Raw genomic sequence first — 17688 nt, forward strand, 5'->3', positions numbered from 1 at the left:
CATAAAGGATTTCTTCAAAATAGGGTTATAAGTTTTCCAATTCCGCTAAAAATTTTAGAAGGTAGTATTTGTGTTGATTTTGCATTTCAACTAGAGTTTTGATCGTTAGTCCAAAACCTTTTTTTTAGGAGCCATGTAGCACTACATTTGGAGAACCATAGCATAAGTAGGTTAAGTTCATGGTAAGATTTGGGGAAAAAAGGTGGAGCTTCGCTCCGCCTTTTTTATTGTCTAAACCCTTGTAAACACTAGCCTTTATGGTGTGTTCGGGCGTTTTTATAAGCAATTGAGGTAAAAAAAAACCCTAAATATTTCTTTTTTATTTCCCACAATACCAGTATTTTAGTATCGCCATAGCATAAGTAGGTTAAGTTTATGGTAAGATTTGGGACGAAAAGGGTGGAGACTTCTCCGCCCTTTTCTATTTTTAAACCACAAGAAAAAACCCATCCTGAAAAAAATCAGGATGGGTTTTTTGTAAATATAAATTCTATTAAAGTATGCTGTGTTTCTTATTTGTTGGCAGCATATAGTTCAGCTACTTTGTCCCAATTAATAACGTTGAAAAAAGCGTTGATGTAATCAGGTCTTTTGTTTTGGTAGTTTAGGTAGTATGCATGCTCCCAAACATCAAGACCTAAAATAGGAAAACCGCTACAACCGGTATCCGGCATTAAAGGGTTATCTTGGTTTGGAGTAGAACATACTTCTACTTTTCCGCCTTTTTGTACACAAAGCCAAGCCCAGCCAGAACCAAAACGGGTTCCTGCAGCTCCGCTAAACTTCTCTTTAAAAGCGTCAAAAGAACCAAAAGCACTGTCAATAGCGTCTGCAAGTTCTCCTGAAGGTTTTCCGCCACCGTTAGGAGACATAATTTCCCAGAAAAGAGAGTGGTTGTAAAAACCGCCGCCATTATTTCTAACGGCACCGTTAGACATGTCTAGGTTTTCTAAGATATCTTCAATAGACTTGCCTTCCAATGCAGTTCCTTCAATAGCACCATTTAATTTGGTAGTATAACCATTGTGGTGTTTTGTATGGTGAATTTCCATTGTTCTAGCGTCAATATGTGGTTCTAATGCATCATATGCATAAGGTAATTTTGGTAGTTCAAAAGCCATTTTATATGTGTTTTTAGATTAAAATTTAGTGAAATCAAATTTACAGTTTTTAACATAGAAATTCACTAAATAATTTGTTAAGAACCTTTTTAGAATTAGTAATTTGCATAAAAAAGCACTTGCAACACAGCACTTTCAAAATATATAATGCCTCGGCAGGCTCTGGAAAGACGCATACGTTAACCAAAGAATACCTTAAAATTGTCCTTTCCTCTGGCAATCGTTTTGGTAAAATTCTAGCTATCACATTTACCAATAAGGCGGTAAATGAAATGAAGCAGCGTATTTTGGAGAGTTTGTTCAATTTTGGGCAGGTAACTAATGAGGTTGGGGCGCCTCCTCTTTTTATTGATTTAATGCGCGAGTTGGGCATAGATGCAGATACACTTAGAAAACGAGCCCAACGCACCTTAAAGGAAATCCTGCACAACTATGCTTTTTTTGATATTTCTACCATTGATAAGTTTACCCATAGGTTAATACGAACCTTTGCCAAGGATTTAAAACTACCACAGAATTTTGAGGTTGTATTAGATACGGACCTATTATTGGACGAGGCCGTAGCAAAATTGGTTCATAAGGCGGGAACGGATAAACAGCTAACTCAGGTTTTGCTGGAATTTGCCCTAGAAAAAATAGATGATGACAAAAGTTGGGATATAGCGTATGACCTAGGTAATATTGGTAAGCTTCTTTTTAGGGAGAACCATGCCGAGCATCTCCAAAACTTGAGGGACAAGAACATTAAGGATTTTGTTGGCTTGAAAACAACCTTAAGGGCCAGGATTAAGGCTACCCAAGAAAGTCTTGTTGGTTTTGCAGCCTTGGCCTTGCAATTGATAGAACAAAACGGACTTGAGTTTTCTGATTTTACAAGAGGGTACTTTCCAAAATTCATGGAAAAAATTTCAACGGGAGATTTGGCAATCGACTTTAACGCCGGATGGAAGCAAAATTTTGATGATACCGTACTTTATAACAAATCTACCGCTGAGGCTACCAAGGCTACCCTAGATGAGCTACATCCTCAATTTTCCGAGATTTTTAATAAGATAAAGCACACTTTTTACGAACTAGCGTTTTTGAAAAATGCATATTCAAATCTAGTTCCCCTAACAGTTTTGAACGCTATACAGAGAGAGGTCAAAAGCTTACAGAACGAGCGAGACCAACTTTCAATAGCAGAATTCAACACCATTATATCCAAAGAAATAAAAAATCAACCTGCGCCCTTTATTTACGAGCGTTTGGGTGAAAAGTACCAGCACTATTTTGTAGATGAATTTCAGGATACCTCCACATTACAATGGAACAATCTTATACCCCTTATTGGTCATGCCTTAGAGGGAGAGGACCTTCAGGGTAATAAAGGGTCTTTATTCTTGGTGGGCGATGCCAAACAGGCAATATATCGTTGGCGTGGTGGTAGGGCAGAGCAGTTCTTGGATTTGGTGAACGAGAAGGTGAGTCCGTTTGCAATTCCCGCCCAAACAGAATCCCTGCCAACCAACTGGCGTAGCTATGATGAGGTAATTAAGTTCAATAACGACTTTTTTACGGCCACCAGTCCGTTTTTAAACGATGCTATGTACAACGCCATGTTCGTAGACGGTAATCAACAAGGATATAACTCCAAAAAAGGCGGCACCGTACAGCTTGCTTTTATTGAAAAGGTAGATGACAAGAGCAAGGACGATCAGTATTGCGAGGAGGTTCTGAACACGATAGCGGAGGTGATCGATAAAAAATACGGTTACGAAGACATCTGTATTTTGGTGCGAGGGAACCGGCAAGGTGTAATGTTGGCAGATTTCCTAACACAGCAGAATATCCCTACTATATCTTCGGAGAGTCTTTTGTTGAGCAGTAGTGATAAAGTACGTTTTTTGGCCAATCTTATCGCCTATATAGGTAATCCGGGAAATTTGCAAATAGCTTATGACCTGTTGGCTTTTCTATCTGAAAGTAAAAATAACAGACATCAATATATATATGAAAATCTTAAAAGGGTAGACCAACTTTTTTTAAACGAATACAATCTTGATGTTAATGAGCTCAAACAACTGTCGGTCTATGATGGCTTGGAGAGAGTAATTCGCCAATGCCACTTGGTGGAGGGTTCTGATGCTTATATTACGTTTTTTATGGATTTTGTTCTTGATACCGAACAGAAGGAAGGTACAGGAATTCAGGCCTTTTTGAATCTCTGGGAAAAGAAGAAGGGCAAGCTTAGTATTTCGGCACCCGACAATATTGATGCCGTGCGTATAATGACCGTGCATAAATCCAAAGGACTGGAATTCCCTATTGTTATTTTTCCGTTTGCCAATGAGCATATTTACAAACGGATGGATAAAAAAATATGGCTTCCGCTTAATGCCGATGCTTTTGATGGGTTTGAAGAAATTCTGGTCACTGAAAAAAAAGAAGTTGAGAATTATGGGTCGGAGGCTGCGCAGATTTATTCCGAAGAAGAACATAAAATGGAATTGGATGCCCTTAACCTATTATATGTGGCATTAACACGGGCAGAGAAAGCACTTTATGTAATAACGGAAAAAGACCTTTCAAAAGGACAACATAAAACCGATTATTATTCCGGCCTGTTCATTGAGTATCTAAAAGGTAAAGGGTTATGGTCTGATGATGAACTGGTATATAATTTTGGAGTGTTGGAGGATGCCCCTACTGTTCACCAAACAAAGGAGCAACAGAAAATAGATTATAGTTTTACGCATAAGGACCGGTCTAGTTTTAAAATATTGACCCGTTCGGGACTCCTGTGGGATACGGAAAGGGAGGCGGCCCTTTCAAAAGGGAACCTTATACATTATATATTAGGTTTTATAAATACGGAAGACGATATTGAACCTGCACTGCAGAAAGCGGTACAACAAGGGGAAATAGAAAACCAGGAATTAGATGAGGTCAGAAGCAGACTGCAACATGTGGTTAAGCACCCTAAACTTAATTCTTATTATAAGGATGGCTACACTTTTAAAAATGAAAAGGATATTATAACCGCCAAAGGTCAGATTTTGCGTCCGGATAGAGTAGTGTTAAAAGATAAGAAAGCAACACTTATAGATTATAAAACGGGAAAGACAAATCCCAAATACAAAGAACAGCTCTATTCCTATGCCGATGCCCTAACGGATATGGGCTATGTTGTAGAGAATAAAATCATTGTTTACATTAACGAAGAAGTAACACCAGAATTCATATAACTATATGTACGGAAAAATAAAGCAACATTTAGAAAAAGAACTTGCAAGTATAAAGGAAGAAGGCCTTTATAAAAGCGAAAGGATAATTACATCGCCGCAAGGGGCGGAAATTAAAATTTCAACAGGAGAAGAAGTCATTAACTTCTGTGCCAATAATTATTTGGGGCTATCATCTCACCCGGAAGTAATACAAGCGGCAAAGGATACTTTGGACAGTCATGGATTTGGGATGTCATCCGTACGTTTTATTTGTGGTACCCAAGACATCCATAAAGAGCTTGAAAAGAAAATAGCCAATTTCTACGGTACGGAAGATACCATATTATATGCTGCTGCCTTTGATGCCAATGGTGGAGTTTTTGAACCTTTGTTGACTGCCGAAGATGCCATAATATCTGATTCGCTTAATCATGCTTCTATTATTGACGGGGTTAGATTATGTAAGGCGAAGCGCTACCGCTATGTGAATAGTGATATGCAGGATTTAGAAAAACAATTAAAACAGGCCAATGCAGATGATGCCCGTTTTAAAATCATTGTTACGGATGGTGTCTTTTCTATGGATGGGCTTGTTGCACCTTTGGATAAGATTTGTGATTTGGCTGAAAAGTATGATGCCATGGTCATGATAGATGAGTGTCATGCCACAGGGTTTATAGGTCCTACGGGAAAAGGTACGTTAGAGGAAAAGGATGTAATGGGCCGGATAGATATCATTACAGGTACTTTGGGCAAGGCTCTTGGAGGCGCCATGGGTGGGTATACCACCGGTAAAAAGGAAATTGTAGAAATTTTGCGCCAACGTTCAAGGCCGTACCTATTCTCCAATTCCTTGGCGCCAGCCATAGTTGGGGCATCTATTAAGGTGTTTGAACTTTTGGAAAACGATACTTCTTTGCGTGATAAGGTACAGGCAAACGCCGCCTACTTTAAAAAGGGAATGATAGATGCTGGATTTGATATAATAGACGGAGAATCTGCCATTGTACCCGTAATGTTGTATGACGCTAAATTAGCGCAGGAAATGGCGAGCCGTTTGTTGGAAAAAGGAATTTATGTCATAGGGTTTTTCTACCCTGTAGTTCCTAAAGGTAAGGCAAGAATACGTGTTCAATTATCTGCTGCCCATGAAATCAGGCATTTAGACCGCGCAATAGAGGCTTTTATAGAGGTTGGGAAGGACTTAAAAATCGTTTAAATGCATTATTTACGGTATTAAATGCGTTAAAAAAAATAAGAAATTGATTTTGTTAATAATATTTAACAACTTACATTTGCAGCTAATAAACACTTAAACTTAAAAATTTTAACATGAAACATCTTAGCAAATTATTGGTTGTTGCTGTCCTTATTGTAGGCATCAATAACATACAAGCGCAAGACGAGAATAATCCATGGCAAGTACAGTTCGGAGTAAATGCCATAGATGTGTATCCGACAAGCGATGACAATTTCCCGACTCAGACTAGTTCTTTCGGTAATGAGCTTTTCAACGCTTCTGATCACTGGAATATTCTTCCTTCTATTTCTTATGTTGGTGTGTCTAGATCTGTAGGTGACGGTCTTTCTGTAGGCGTTAGAGGATCTTTGAACAAAATCAGTAAATTAGGAGATATAGGAGTTGACGATCTTTCGCACTACGCTTTAGATGGTACTATCAAATATAACTTCCTTGATCAAAAAGTTGTTGACCCGTTCGTAGAAATAGGTGGTGGTTACACTTGGGTTGATGAAATTGGTGCTGGTACTGTTAACGGTGGTGTTGGTGTAAACTTCTGGTTTACTGAAAACATCGGTCTTACTGTACAGACTACTTACAAGCACGCTTTTGAAGATTACGGTCGTAAGCACTGGCAACATTTAGCAGGTATCTCTGTTAAGTTTGGTGGTACTGATACTGATGGTGACGGAGTATATGACAAAGATGATGCTTGTCCAGAAGTTGCTGGTCTAGAAGCTTTCAATGGTTGTCCTGATGCTGACGGTGACGGAATCGAAGACAGCAAAGATGCTTGTCCTAACGAAGCTGGTTCAAAAGAAATGAACGGTTGTCCTGATGCTGACGGTGACGGTGTTGCTGATAAAGATGATAAATGTCCTAACGAAGCTGGATTGGCTAACTTAGCTGGTTGTCCTGATGCTGACGGTGACGGTGTTGCCGATGGTGACGATGAGTGTCCTAACGAAGCAGGTCCTGCTGAGAACAAAGGTTGCCCATGGCCTGATACTGATGGTGACGGTGTATTGGACAAAGATGATAAATGTCCAGATGTTGCAGGTACTGTAGCTAACGCTGGTTGTCCTGAAGTTACTGAAGAAGTACAGAAGCAATTGAATGACTACGCTAGAACTATCTTGTTCGATACAGGTAAGTCTTCTATCAAAGCTGAGTCTACTTCTGTAATGGTTGACATCATCACTATCTTAAAAGAGTACCCAACTGCTAAATTTACAGTAGAAGGTCACACAGATAGCGTTGGTAGCCAGAAATTGAACCAAAGCCTTTCTGAGTCAAGAGCACTTTCTGTAAAAGAGTTCTTAGTAGATAAGGGTATTGAAGAGTTCAGATTGTCTGCTATCGGTTACGGTGAAGACAAACCAATCGCTTCTAACAACACAAGAAGTGGTAGAAAAGAAAACAGAAGAGTTGAGATTAACTTAGTAAAGTAATTCTCCTCACTAAATAAGTTTAAAAGCCCTGACATTTGTCAGGGCTTTTTTTATTTTTGACTATGCAGAGTTTTCTAGAAGAAGTAGTCAAAGAGGTTTGGGAAAAACACAGTTCGCACGAGCATATTGTTTTTGTGCTTCCAAGCAAGCGTGCCGGTACTTTCCTTAAAAATGCCATAGCAAAATCTGCTAACAGCACTTTTTTTGCACCTGAGATTTATAGTATTGAAACTTTTATCGAAAAGATTTCGGGTCTTTCCTATGCGAGCAACACGCAACAGCTGTTCATTTTATACAATACGTACCTAAAGGAAACTTCACAAGAGAAGGATAGTTTCTATAGTTTTTCTAATTGGGCACAAACTCTTTTACAGGATTTTAATGAGATAGACCGGTATTTGGTTGATGCCAAAAAGCTATTTTCCAATCTAGCGGCTATCCAAGAAGTAACCCATTGGTCGCTTCAAAAGGAGAAAACCAAAATGATGGAGGATTACCTCCGTTTTTGGAATAATCTAGAATCTTTGTACGACAGCTTCAACAATGCATTACTCAGCATAGGTTTAGGGCATCAGGGTTTGGTATACCGTAAGGCCCATTCGGAACTGGATACATATTTAAAGGATAATCAAGAGAAATTTTTCGTTTTCATCGGCTTCAATGCGTTGAACACTGCGGAGACCAAAATTATTCAACATATTCTTAATCACGCCCCATCCGATATATATTGGGATATTGATTCGTACTTTCTAAATGACCCTGTTCATGATGCGGGATTCTTTCTAAGACAACATCTAAAAACTTGGCCTTACCTTAAAGAAAATGCCCTTAAAGGAGTTAGTTCCCAGTATTTAGGGGATAAGCAGATTAATGTGGTAGGTGTGCCAAAAAACGTTTCACAGGCCAAATATACCGCGCATTTACTTGAGTGTATTCATGCGGAAAAGGCTGTAGATTTAAAACGAAGCGCAGTAGTATTGGGAGATGAATCATTGTTGAACCCCATTCTGAACTCCATACCTGAGTGTATCGAGAATGTTAACGTTACCATGGGGTATCCCTTGAACAAGATTCCTTTGGCCAGTTTGTTCGATCAATTTTTGAATCTATATATAAACAGAAATGATCAAGGATGGTTCTATCAGAATATACTAGCGTTTTTGGCGCACCCGTACGTACACGTACTTTTAGGAGGCGATAATCGGGGAAATGAACAATCTCTTGAGGAGGTCATAAAAAATAAGAATTGGGTCTATGTTACTACGGAGCATATTAAACAGGCAGAGGGTAGTGTTGCCGTTGCCTCCAAGTTACTTTTTCATGAACATACCCCTACACCAAAGGAAATTCTAGAACATTGCTTACAGATAATAGCTGGGCTTAAGGACAAATTACATGATTCTAAAGATGCGTTATCCTTAGAATATTTATATAGATACTTTAATTTGTTTAACCAATTATCAGAGCTGGTAGGGAAGTATGATTTTATTACAGACCTAAAATCTTTGTTGGGCCTCTATCGCGAATTATTGTCTTCCGAGACCTTGGATTTTCAAGGTGAACCGTTGGAGGGGCTTCAGGTTATGGGGATGTTGGAAAGCCGCAATCTAGATTTTGAGACAGTAATTATTACAACGGTTAATGAAGGTATTCTTCCTTCCGGAAAATCTAATAATTCTTTTATTCCGTTCGATTTAAAAGTGCAGTTGGGGTTGCCTACATTTAAGGAGAAAGATGCGGTTTATACTTATCACTTTTATAGGCTATTGCAACGCGCAAAAAATATCTACATACTTTATAATACAGAGCCGGATGTTTTGGAAGGTGGTGAGCGTAGTAGGCTTATAAACCAGCTGCTAACGGATGAGAACAGAAGCGCTACGATTAATGAAAGTGTAGCATCGCCCTCCATTTCACCTAAACACCACACATTAGAATCTATTGAAAAGGACAATAGTTTAATTGAACTTATCAAGGCCCATGCGCTAAAAGGGTTTTCACCAACATCTTTAAGTAACTATGTTCGTAACCCTATCGATTTTTATAAAAGAAATTTATTAGGAATAGATGATGTACTTGAGGTTGAGGAAACTATCGCTGCCAATACCTTTGGGACTATAGTACATGATACCCTAGAAGAGCTTTATACCCCTTTTATTGGAAAAATACTAAGCGAGGAAATATTGGTCCAAGCAAAAACCAGAGTTGCGGAATTGGTAAAAAAGCACTTTGCCAAGACCTATTTGGACGGCGATATTTCAAGAGGGAAAAACTTGATTGCTTTTAATGTGGTATTACGGTACATAGAAAATTTCATCAACCTAGAAATTGCGGATGTCAAAAAGCATCAAATAAAAATAGTTGGGTTAGAGGCCAATCTAAAAATTTCATTGGATATTCCGGAAGTGAGTTTTCCGGTAAATTTAAAAGGGAAGTTAGATAGAATAGATGAAGTAGATGGAGTTTTAAGAATCATTGATTATAAAACGGGAAGTGTTGATCGAGGTCAATTGGAAATTGTAGACGGTGTATCCATAACTTCAGACTATAAATTCAGTAAAGCTTTTCAACTGCTTTGTTACGCTACAATGTACGCTTCGGAACACCCTAAGGTGCTTATGGAAGCAGGGATCATATCGTTTAAAAAACTAAGTTCCGGTGTGTTAAAGTTTGCCACAAAGGATAAAGCGGGCAACGGCGCAAAAAAAGAAACAAAAATAGGGAAAGAAACCCTTTCCCTATTTTATACAGAGCTAACCGCCCTGATCACTGAAATTTGTAACATTCAAGTCCCCTTTACGGAGAAGGAAGTATAGCCTCCTAACTCATGGAAACTTTATTTTTTGTCCGGCCTAGTAGGTCTTACCTCAATTTTGCTTGGTAAGGTACGAGGGTTCATTTTTAATAAATCCAGAACAAGTTCTCCAATATCTTCGGGCTGTATTTTCCAGGCATCTTTTTCATCGGGTTCGTTACCGGCAAATTCCGTGGCCACAGAACCGGGCATAATGGTAGATACTTTTATATCATACTTTCGTAAATCCAACATGGCCGCTTGGGTAAATCCAACTACACCAAACTTAGTGGCATTATAACCCGTACCCGATGCAAAGAAATTGGTGCCCGCTAAACTGGCCAAGGTTATATAATACCCTTTTGATTTCTTTAAAGCCTCAACCGAAGCTTTTAGCGTATGAAAAACACCACTTAGGTTAGTGTCTATCATCTTGTGCCAAGCATCGTCCTCAAGTTCGTCTACAGGCGCAAAATATCCTACTCCCGCATTGGCCAAAACTACGTCTAAATGCCCCCATTGGTCCAATATCTTTTTAACGGCCGCTTTCTCGTCACTTATTTTAGAAACATCTGAGGCCAAAGCCAGCACCCGGTCTTGGGCACTAAGCTGTTTTGCGGCTTCTTGTACAGTGCTTAATGTTCGCCCGCTTATGGCTACTTTAGCTCCCGCCTCTAATAGTTTTACGGCAACACCGTAACCTATACCTTTTGAGCCTCCTGTTATATAAACTACTTTATTCTTTAGGTCCATTTTGTTATTTTTTTATAAAAATAATTCTCTTAAAAGACCAAAAAAAGTTGGGAGCGTTATTCTTTTCTTAAATAAGAAGTTATCCGTTCTAAAATGGGGGTAAAATCATTCAGATGATACTATTTATGCAATTTTAACAAGCTAAATTGTTAATATTTGCATTGACTTTAGCGCTTGAGTGCTGATTCTATAATTTTTCTTGTCTATGCCAGAATAGAAACCTATTTTAGGGGTTTAAGGTTGTTTTTACCAACAACGGAAAATAGGTTCTTGTCTATAGGAATTAGTATAAGCCAGAAAAAACGATATAAAGTGAGCAAATTTTTAGATGATAATTTCTTACTGGAAAGTAAGCAGGCACAGTCGCTCTATCATGAGTATGCGGCTCAAATGCCTATCATAGATTACCATAACCACCTCCCGCCAAAAGATTTAGCGGAAAATCGGGTTTTTGGGAATATAACCAGTGCATGGATCAACGGCGACCATTATAAATGGAGGGCGATGAGAACTCTTGGTATAAATGAAAAATACATTACCGGAAATGCTTCCGATAAGGAAAAGTTCATGAAATGGGCCGAAGCTGTTCCGCATACTATGAGAAACCCTTTATACCATTGGACACATCTTGAACTTTCAAGATATTTTGGTATTACGGATACATTGAGCGGAAAAAATGCTTCTGCAGTTTATGATGCTACCACAGAAATGCTACAATCTTCAGAATTTACTTCTAGGGGACTGATCAGTAAGATGAATGTAACTACACTCTGTACTACAGAGGATCCTACTGATACTTTGGAGTATCACCAACAATTGGCAAAAAGCGACTTTACTACTAAGGTAAGTACCGCATTTAGACCTGATAAAGCTATTTTAATTGGAAGCGAAACCTATAACGAATACATAGATAGTTTAGAGAAGGCTTCCGAGTGTGATATTACTTCGTATGATGAGTTATGCGATGCATTGCGGAAACGTATCGAATTTTTTAATTCTAACGGCTGTTTCGTGTGCGACCACGGATTATCGCACCTATATGCAGAGGACTTTACGGAGGCCGAAGTAAAAACAATATTCAAGAAAAGAAGGGAAGGTGCGGAAATAAGCCCTAAAGAGGCCGTAAAATTTCAGAGTGCCATCTTATTATACCTATCGGAAACCTATCATGAATTTGGTTGGGTACAACAGTTTCATTTAGGTGCATTGCGTAATAACAATACAAGAATGTTATCTGAACTTGGCCCGGATACGGGTTGGGATTCCATTGGCGATTATACACAGGCCGAAAGCTTATCTAAATTTCTTGATACGCTAGACAGTAAAGATAAACTTACCAAAACCATATTGTATAATCTCAATCCGCGCGATAATGCCTTAATGGCAACTATGGCAGGTAATTTTAATGATGGTAGTGTAAAAGGAAAAGTCCAATGGGGTTCCGGATGGTGGTTTTTAGACCAAAAAGACGGTATGATCGATCAGATCAATACCCTTTCCAACATGGGGCTCATAAGCTGTTTTGTAGGTATGCTAACAGATTCAAGAAGTTTCCTTTCTTTTCCTAGGCATGAGTATTTCCGTCGTATACTTTGCAATCTTTTCGGTAACGAAATGGCAAAAGGAGAATTGCCTAACGATATGGAATGGATAGGTAAAATGGTGCAAAATATCTGCTACAATAACGCTAAAGAGTACTTTGATCTCTAATTTGGTTGTCCTATGAAATTAAATCTAAAATTAGTTTTTTTCTGTCTTGGAATACTCATGGTCAGTGGTTGTGGGGAACTTGGTGGCAACCGTACCATTCGCTTGGCACATGGCTTGGATGTGAACCACTCCGTACATAAGGCCATGGTTAAAATGGGCGAAGACCTAAAAGAAATTTCTGGAGGCAAGATGTTGTTGGAAATCTACCCCAATCAACAATTGGGTACTGAACGTCAATGTTTGGAACTGTTGCAAATAGGAAGTCTGGATATGACCAAGGTGTCTGTTGGAACTTTGGAAAACTTTGCGCCTAAAATGAAAGTGCTAGGTCTGCCCTTCCTTTTCAGGGATAGACAACATTCCTTTGATGTACTTGATGGGCCCATTGGTCAGGAATTGTTGAACGATGGCGAAAAATATTGGCTTAAAGGGCTAGGGTATTATGATGCGGGAAGCCGTAGTTTTTACACTAAAGATAGACCTGTTAACAATCCGGATGACCTAGAGGGATTAAAGATTAGGGTAATGGAGAGTGTCACGGCCATGGATATGGTTAAGGACCTTGGAGGTTCGCCTACTCCTATTTCTTGGGGAGAACTGTACACGGCATTACAACAGGGAGTTGTAGATGGGGCAGAGAACAACCCACCTAGTTTCTACTTGTCCAGACATTATGAAGTTTGCAAATTTTACACCTTGGACGAACACACCGTATTGCCGGATGTACTCTTGGCAGGCACACATTTGTGGGATAGCCTATCAGAAGAAGAGCAAGGTTGGTTAAAGAAAGCGGTTGATGGTTCTATTGGTTACCAGCGTAAATTATGGGCAGAATCCGAAGATGAAGCACTGGCCGAAGTTGAAAAAGCAGGTGTAGAAATCATAAGACCTGACAAAACACTCTTTTCGGAAAAAATAAAAGACTCGTTCAACAAATACAAAGATGACGAGGTCATTTATAAATTGATTCAAGAAATACAAGCAACCAAATAATATGGAATTAAGGAAAAGCATAGACAAAGCCTTGGCCTATTTTCTCGTTACGATAATGGGAATTATGGTCTTAAATGTATTATGGCAGGTGTTCAGCAGGTTTTTGTTGGGTTCACCTAGTTCGTTTACGGATGAGCTTGCCAGATATTTAATGATTTGGATCGGTATTTTGGGTGCGGCATACGTATCGGGCAAGAACCTTCATGTGGCCATAGACGTATTACCAAAACGTTTTAGCTTGGCAACCCAAAAGAAATTACAGTTAGTGGTGCATTGGCTGGTAATCTTATTTAGTCTTGGGGCTTTGGTTATTGGTGGTTCCCGTTTGGTTTATATCACACATGTGTTAGATCAGCATTCACCGGCACTGCAAGTACCACTGTCCTTGGTTTACCTTGTTATCCCAATAAGTGGTGTGCTTATCATCTATTATAAAATATCTGACCTTCTTAAAGACTAAGTATTATGGAGTATTTACCAATTTTAGTTTTGGTGCTAAGTTTTGTGGTTTTGTTGGCCATAGGAACCCCTGTTGCATGGAGTATTGCCATATCTTCCGTTCTTACCATGTTGGTTAGCATTCCCGTGTTACCGGCCTTTACTACGGTTTCTCAGCGTATAGGTACCGGTCTGGATAGTTTTGCACTATTGGCCATACCATTGTTTATACTTTCGGGAGAACTTATGAATAAAGGGGGTATTGCACATAGGTTAATTGCTTTTGCAAAAACCTTGGTAGGCGCTTTGCCCGGTGGGCTGGCATTGATCAATATTGTTTCTGCCATGCTTATGGGCGCCATTGCTGGTTCATCTATGGCGGCAGCCTCAGCCATGGGAAGTATTTTGGGGCCTGAAATGGAGCGAGAAGGATACTCTAGGGAGTTTGGTGCGGCCGTAAATATAACTGCGGCTACTACAGGTCTCGTTATTCCACCAAGTAATGTACTTATTGTCTATTCTTTGGCAAGTGGTGGGGCCTCTATTGCCGCATTGTTCTTAGCTGGATATATCCCCGGTATTTTAACGGGACTCTTTCTTATGATAGTGGCTTCATTTTGGGCAAAGAAAAAAGGCTATAAAGTAGGGAAACGTAGCTCTTTTAAAGAGATTTTTAGAACCCTTGTTGATGCTTTGCCAAGTTTGTTCATGCTTGTAGTGGTCATAGGCGGTATTGTAATTGGGGTTTTTACTGCAACGGAAGCTTCGGCCATAGCCGTACTATATAGTTTGCTGTTGGGCTTTTTCTACAAGGAAATATCATTTGACAGGCTCCCTAAAATTCTTTTGGACTCCGCTTCAACAACGGCTATTGTTATGTTACTGATTGGTGCTTCCATGAGTATGTCTTGGGCTTTATCTTACGAGAATATTCCACAAGAAATCAGCTCTGGGCTTTTGGGGATTAGCGATAACAAAATTGTTATACTACTTATCATAAACCTACTATTATTATTTGTAGGTATTTTTATGGATATGACGCCTGCCGTACTGATTTTTACGCCTATATTTTTGCCGGTAGTAACCAAATTGGGCCTAGACCCGGTACATTTTGGAATCATTATGGTACTTAACCTTTGTATAGGGCTTTGTACACCACCAGTGGGCTCGGTTCTCTTTGTTGGGGTAGGTATTGCCAACACCACTATAGAAAAAGTGATAAAACCGCTGTTTCCACTTTTTATAGCCATGATAATTGCACTGTTTCTTGTGACTTACATTCCGCAACTTAGTTTATGGTTGCCAAGTTTGTTTGATTTATAGAAACTAGAAAGGTTCCAAAACTGGCAATTGCGAAGAGGGTTTTTAGAAAATTGGCTTGGCAATTGTTGGTTTTTTTATGGGCTTTATTCAAGAACAACAGAATTATAACGGCTTAACACAACGGTAATAAACGCCTAAAGTTAAGGTCATGACAGATAAGTGATTAAAGGGCATCTTTGCTCCGCGATATCCGGCATACGTTCTTATTTGAATTAGCTTGAATAGAATTTAACCGATGGGGACATCGGTTTTTTTGGCTTCGGACGGTACTGATTTTTTCTTGTCCTTCAAAAAATTACTGTACCACATGCCTGAAGCTTTAATGGTGCGTTTTAGAGTTATAAAATCAATATGCACCAAACCAAACCTGGGATAATAGCCCTCTGCCCATTCAAAGTTATCGGTAAAGGTCCATACAAAATACCCGGATATTTTTAGTCCTTCGGTCTGTGCCCTATGAACCTGTTTTAGGTAATTTTGTAAATATGAAGTTCGTTCTTTATCATTTATATGTTCACCTTCTAAAGAGTCTTCAAAAGCGGCCCCATTTTCGGTAATAAATACTTTTTTAACTCCTTTATAACCGTTGAATTTTTTCAGCATCTCATAAATACTTGGGGGATAAACTTCCCAATCCATTAATGTGGTCTGAACATTTCTTTCCGGTGCCTTTACAATTTTCGCCCTTAAATAAGGTACGGTATAACTGTGCCTAACAACTTCTCTGGTATAATTTTGAATGCCGATAAAATCAAACTCAAAAACACTGTTTTGAGGGTCTTCCGGTCTTTGGTATTTTTTTATTTTTTTGAGAACGGGAATACTTTCATCCGGATAACCCAAGCCTAAACTGGGCTCGATAAAAAGGCGGTTCAGAAGAGCATCGGCCTTGTCCGCTGCTTTTACGTCCTTTCTACTATGGGACCGAGGAGAAATCTGTGAGCAGGAAAAAGTGGTTCCTATGAAGGCGTTGGGTACCATCTTACGAAGTAACCGCCCACCCAGAGCTTGGCATAGTACGGCATGGTGAATGGCAGGCAGAAAGTTTTTGAGTCCCTTTTTACCAGGAGCATGTACCCCTAAAAAGTAACCTGCTCCGGTAAATACCATTGGCTCGTTTAGAACCATCCAATTTTTTACCCGATCACCAAACGCGTTGGCACAAATAGTCACATAATGTTCAAACCAGTCCAAGATTTTTCTATTGGCCCAACCTCCCAATTGTTCTAAATTTTGAGGCAGATCCCAATGGTATAGAGTTACCCAAGGCGTAATGCCGCATTTAAGGCAAAAACTGATTACATCATTATAGAATGCTATTCCTTTTTGGTTTACTTCACCGGTGCCGTCTGGAAGAATTCTTGTCCATGATATTGAAAACCTGTAGTGTTCAATATTCATGGATTTCATTAAAAGGATATCATCTTTATATCTATGGTAGAAATCGCAGGTTATTTCTGCATGTTGATTTTCATAAATGGTACCTTTTTTAGTGACAAATTCGTCCCAAATAGACTTTCCTTTTCCATCTGCTGCATGGGCTCCCTCAATTTGGTAAGCTGCTGTGGATACGCCCCAAACAAAATCTTCTCCAAAATCATCAGGTTGCAAGTCAAAAGCTGATTGCGCACTCGTATTCGCCATTTAAAATTATTTGCCGGTGTAAGTAGATAATGATTCTTCCAAAACGGATTCAATTATCTCATCTGTATTATCTGGGTAGTGCACATCTAGATTGGTATTGGTATCTATCCAAGATTTAATTTTATCCAGATGCTTCAGTTTTAAAGATTTAACAACAGGAACTCCCATTTCCTTTAATGCCGCTGCATTACACTGTTGTTCATATTGGCCTTTCATAGGAATTACCAATAATTTTTTTTGCATGTGTAAAGCTTCTGCCGGCGTTTCAAAACCGGCGCCGCAAAGGACTCCTTTGCTATTTGCCATGCTGTTTACAAAAGCTTCATTGGTTATTGGGCTAATGGTAATATTATTGGAAAATATCTCTTTCTGGTTGTGCTTAGAGAACACTTGCCATTTAACATCCTTTATTTGCGATAGCATTTTGAGCAATTTTTCATCGCTATAGGAGGGCAGGTACACTGTATAATGTTCGCCCAAAGTTCTTGTGGTAGACCTTATGTCCTGTCTAATAATGGGAGTAAAGATTCTATCATCATATGCTTTAAAGTGAAATCCGTACTGTGTAGTAGAGGGTGCATATTTCTCAAGAATGAGCTTTCCTAAGTGGTCTTTTTGTTTTGGTTTTGGTGCGTGACGCGATAAGACTGCCGCTTGATGGCTAAGGGCTATACAGGGCAGGTTTTTTGCTTTACACGCCCATGCGGAAATGGGTTCAAAATCATTAATGACCAAATCATACGCCGCAACCGGAACGCTTTTAATTTCTTTTTTTATTCTAGCCGAGTTGGTTTTGGCATAGGTGCGCCACATATCTACACCCCCTTTTTTTCCAAAAATAAAACTCCAGCCGCTCAATTGGTATTTAACGGGGTAGGGCAGTTTAATATCCGCTTGGGTACCACTTACCAGTAAATCTAGCTCAATGTTGTTTTTTTGTAGGGATGGTATAATATCCCGGGCTCTACTTAAATGCCCGTTTCCAGTACCTTGTATCGCATAGAGTACTTTCATC

General features: G+C 39.2%; 12 protein-coding genes. 8 read left to right on the forward strand and 4 right to left on the reverse strand.

Annotated elements, in window-relative coordinates; all coding sequences use genetic code 11:
- Nucleotides 1–512: 512 nt before the first annotated feature.
- Nucleotides 513–1121: a superoxide dismutase gene (locus tag H9565_RS02360; RefSeq protein WP_215437030.1), complete on the reverse strand. Its 609-nt coding sequence runs from the start codon at nucleotides 1119–1121 to the stop codon at nucleotides 513–515.
- Between the two features lie 119 nt (nucleotides 1122–1240).
- Here H9565_RS02360 and H9565_RS02365 point away from each other — a divergent pair, with 119 nt between their 5' ends.
- The 4 genes from H9565_RS02365 (at nucleotide 1241) to H9565_RS02380 (ending at nucleotide 9834) form a co-directional block, all read left to right on the forward strand.
- On the forward strand, nucleotides 1241–4348 hold the full coding sequence (locus H9565_RS02365) for a UvrD-helicase domain-containing protein (RefSeq protein WP_215437033.1): 3108 nt from the start codon (nucleotides 1241–1243) through the stop codon (nucleotides 4346–4348).
- Nucleotides 4349–4352: 4 nt separating this feature from the next.
- Nucleotides 4353–5546 (forward strand): glycine C-acetyltransferase, encoded by a 1194-nt coding sequence (gene kbl / locus H9565_RS02370; protein WP_215437035.1) that lies wholly within the window; start codon nucleotides 4353–4355, stop codon nucleotides 5544–5546.
- A gap of 113 nt (nucleotides 5547–5659) precedes the next feature.
- Nucleotides 5660–7018 carry an OmpA family protein gene (locus H9565_RS02375; RefSeq protein WP_215437037.1) on the forward strand — a complete coding sequence of 453 codons (1359 nt, stop codon included), beginning with the start codon at nucleotides 5660–5662 and terminating at the stop codon, nucleotides 7016–7018.
- Nucleotides 7019–7080: 62 nt separating this feature from the next.
- Nucleotides 7081–9834 carry a PD-(D/E)XK nuclease family protein gene (locus H9565_RS02380; RefSeq protein ID WP_215437039.1) on the forward strand — a complete coding sequence of 918 codons (2754 nt, stop codon included), beginning with the start codon at nucleotides 7081–7083 and terminating at the stop codon, nucleotides 9832–9834.
- A gap of 20 nt (nucleotides 9835–9854) precedes the next feature.
- On the opposite strand, the gene H9565_RS02385 is transcribed toward H9565_RS02380, so the two are convergent.
- Nucleotides 9855–10565: an SDR family oxidoreductase gene (locus H9565_RS02385; protein ID WP_215437041.1), complete on the reverse strand. Its 711-nt coding sequence runs from the start codon at nucleotides 10563–10565 to the stop codon at nucleotides 9855–9857.
- A 312-nt stretch (nucleotides 10566–10877) separates the two neighbouring features.
- Here H9565_RS02385 and uxaC point away from each other — a divergent pair, with 312 nt between their 5' ends.
- The 4 genes from uxaC to H9565_RS02405 are packed head-to-tail and all read left to right on the forward strand — an operon-like array spanning nucleotide 10878 to nucleotide 15029.
- On the forward strand, nucleotides 10878–12275 hold the full coding sequence (uxaC, locus tag H9565_RS02390) for a glucuronate isomerase (RefSeq protein ID WP_215437044.1): 1398 nt from the start codon (nucleotides 10878–10880) through the stop codon (nucleotides 12273–12275).
- Between the two features lie 12 nt (nucleotides 12276–12287).
- The gene (locus H9565_RS02395) at nucleotides 12288–13268 is read left to right on the forward strand and encodes a TRAP transporter substrate-binding protein (RefSeq protein WP_215437047.1); all 981 of its coding nucleotides are present in this window, start codon (nucleotides 12288–12290) and stop codon (nucleotides 13266–13268) included.
- A gap of 1 nt (nucleotide 13269) precedes the next feature.
- Nucleotides 13270–13728 (forward strand): TRAP transporter small permease, encoded by a 459-nt coding sequence (locus H9565_RS02400; RefSeq protein ID WP_215437049.1) that lies wholly within the window; start codon nucleotides 13270–13272, stop codon nucleotides 13726–13728.
- A 5-nt stretch (nucleotides 13729–13733) separates the two neighbouring features.
- Nucleotides 13734–15029, forward strand: a complete 1296-nt coding sequence (locus tag H9565_RS02405) for a TRAP transporter large permease (RefSeq protein ID WP_215437051.1) — start codon at nucleotides 13734–13736, stop codon at nucleotides 15027–15029.
- A gap of 228 nt (nucleotides 15030–15257) precedes the next feature.
- Here the strand turns inward: H9565_RS02405 and H9565_RS02410 are convergent, their stop codons facing one another.
- The gene (locus H9565_RS02410; RefSeq protein ID WP_215437053.1) at nucleotides 15258–16673 is read right to left on the reverse strand and encodes a GH1 family beta-glucosidase; all 1416 of its coding nucleotides are present in this window, start codon (nucleotides 16671–16673) and stop codon (nucleotides 15258–15260) included.
- A 6-nt stretch (nucleotides 16674–16679) separates the two neighbouring features.
- A complete protein-coding gene (locus H9565_RS02415; protein ID WP_215437056.1) occupies nucleotides 16680–17687 on the reverse strand; it encodes a glycosyltransferase family protein in 1008 nt (335 codons plus the stop codon).
- Between the last annotated feature and the right edge of the window lies 1 nt (nucleotide 17688).

Source organism: Zobellia russellii (assembly GCF_018728565.1).
Taxonomy (GTDB): Bacteria; Bacteroidota; Bacteroidia; order Flavobacteriales; family Flavobacteriaceae; genus Zobellia; species Zobellia russellii.

Bases quoted from the DNA above. Each gene is read 5' to 3' on its own strand.
- H9565_RS02385 (WP_215437041.1), bottom strand. From the start codon at position 10,565: ATGGACCTAAAGAATAAAGTAGTTTATATAACAGGAGGCTCAAAAGGT.
- H9565_RS02360 (WP_215437030.1), bottom strand. From the start codon at position 1,121: ATGGCTTTTGAACTACCAAAATTACCTTATGCATATGATGCATTAGAA.
- H9565_RS02375 (WP_215437037.1), top strand. From the start codon at position 5,660: ATGAAACATCTTAGCAAATTATTGGTTGTTGCTGTCCTTATTGTAGGC.
- H9565_RS02395 (WP_215437047.1), top strand. From the start codon at position 12,288: ATGAAATTAAATCTAAAATTAGTTTTTTTCTGTCTTGGAATACTCATG.
- kbl (WP_215437035.1), top strand. From the start codon at position 4,353: ATGTACGGAAAAATAAAGCAACATTTAGAAAAAGAACTTGCAAGTATA.
- H9565_RS02380 (WP_215437039.1), top strand. From the start codon at position 7,081: ATGCAGAGTTTTCTAGAAGAAGTAGTCAAAGAGGTTTGGGAAAAACAC.
- H9565_RS02410 (WP_215437053.1), bottom strand. From the start codon at position 16,673: ATGGCGAATACGAGTGCGCAATCAGCTTTTGACTTGCAACCTGATGAT.
- H9565_RS02415 (WP_215437056.1), bottom strand. From the start codon at position 17,687: ATGAAAGTACTCTATGCGATACAAGGTACTGGAAACGGGCATTTAAGT.
- H9565_RS02400 (WP_215437049.1), top strand. From the start codon at position 13,270: ATGGAATTAAGGAAAAGCATAGACAAAGCCTTGGCCTATTTTCTCGTT.
- H9565_RS02405 (WP_215437051.1), top strand. From the start codon at position 13,734: ATGGAGTATTTACCAATTTTAGTTTTGGTGCTAAGTTTTGTGGTTTTG.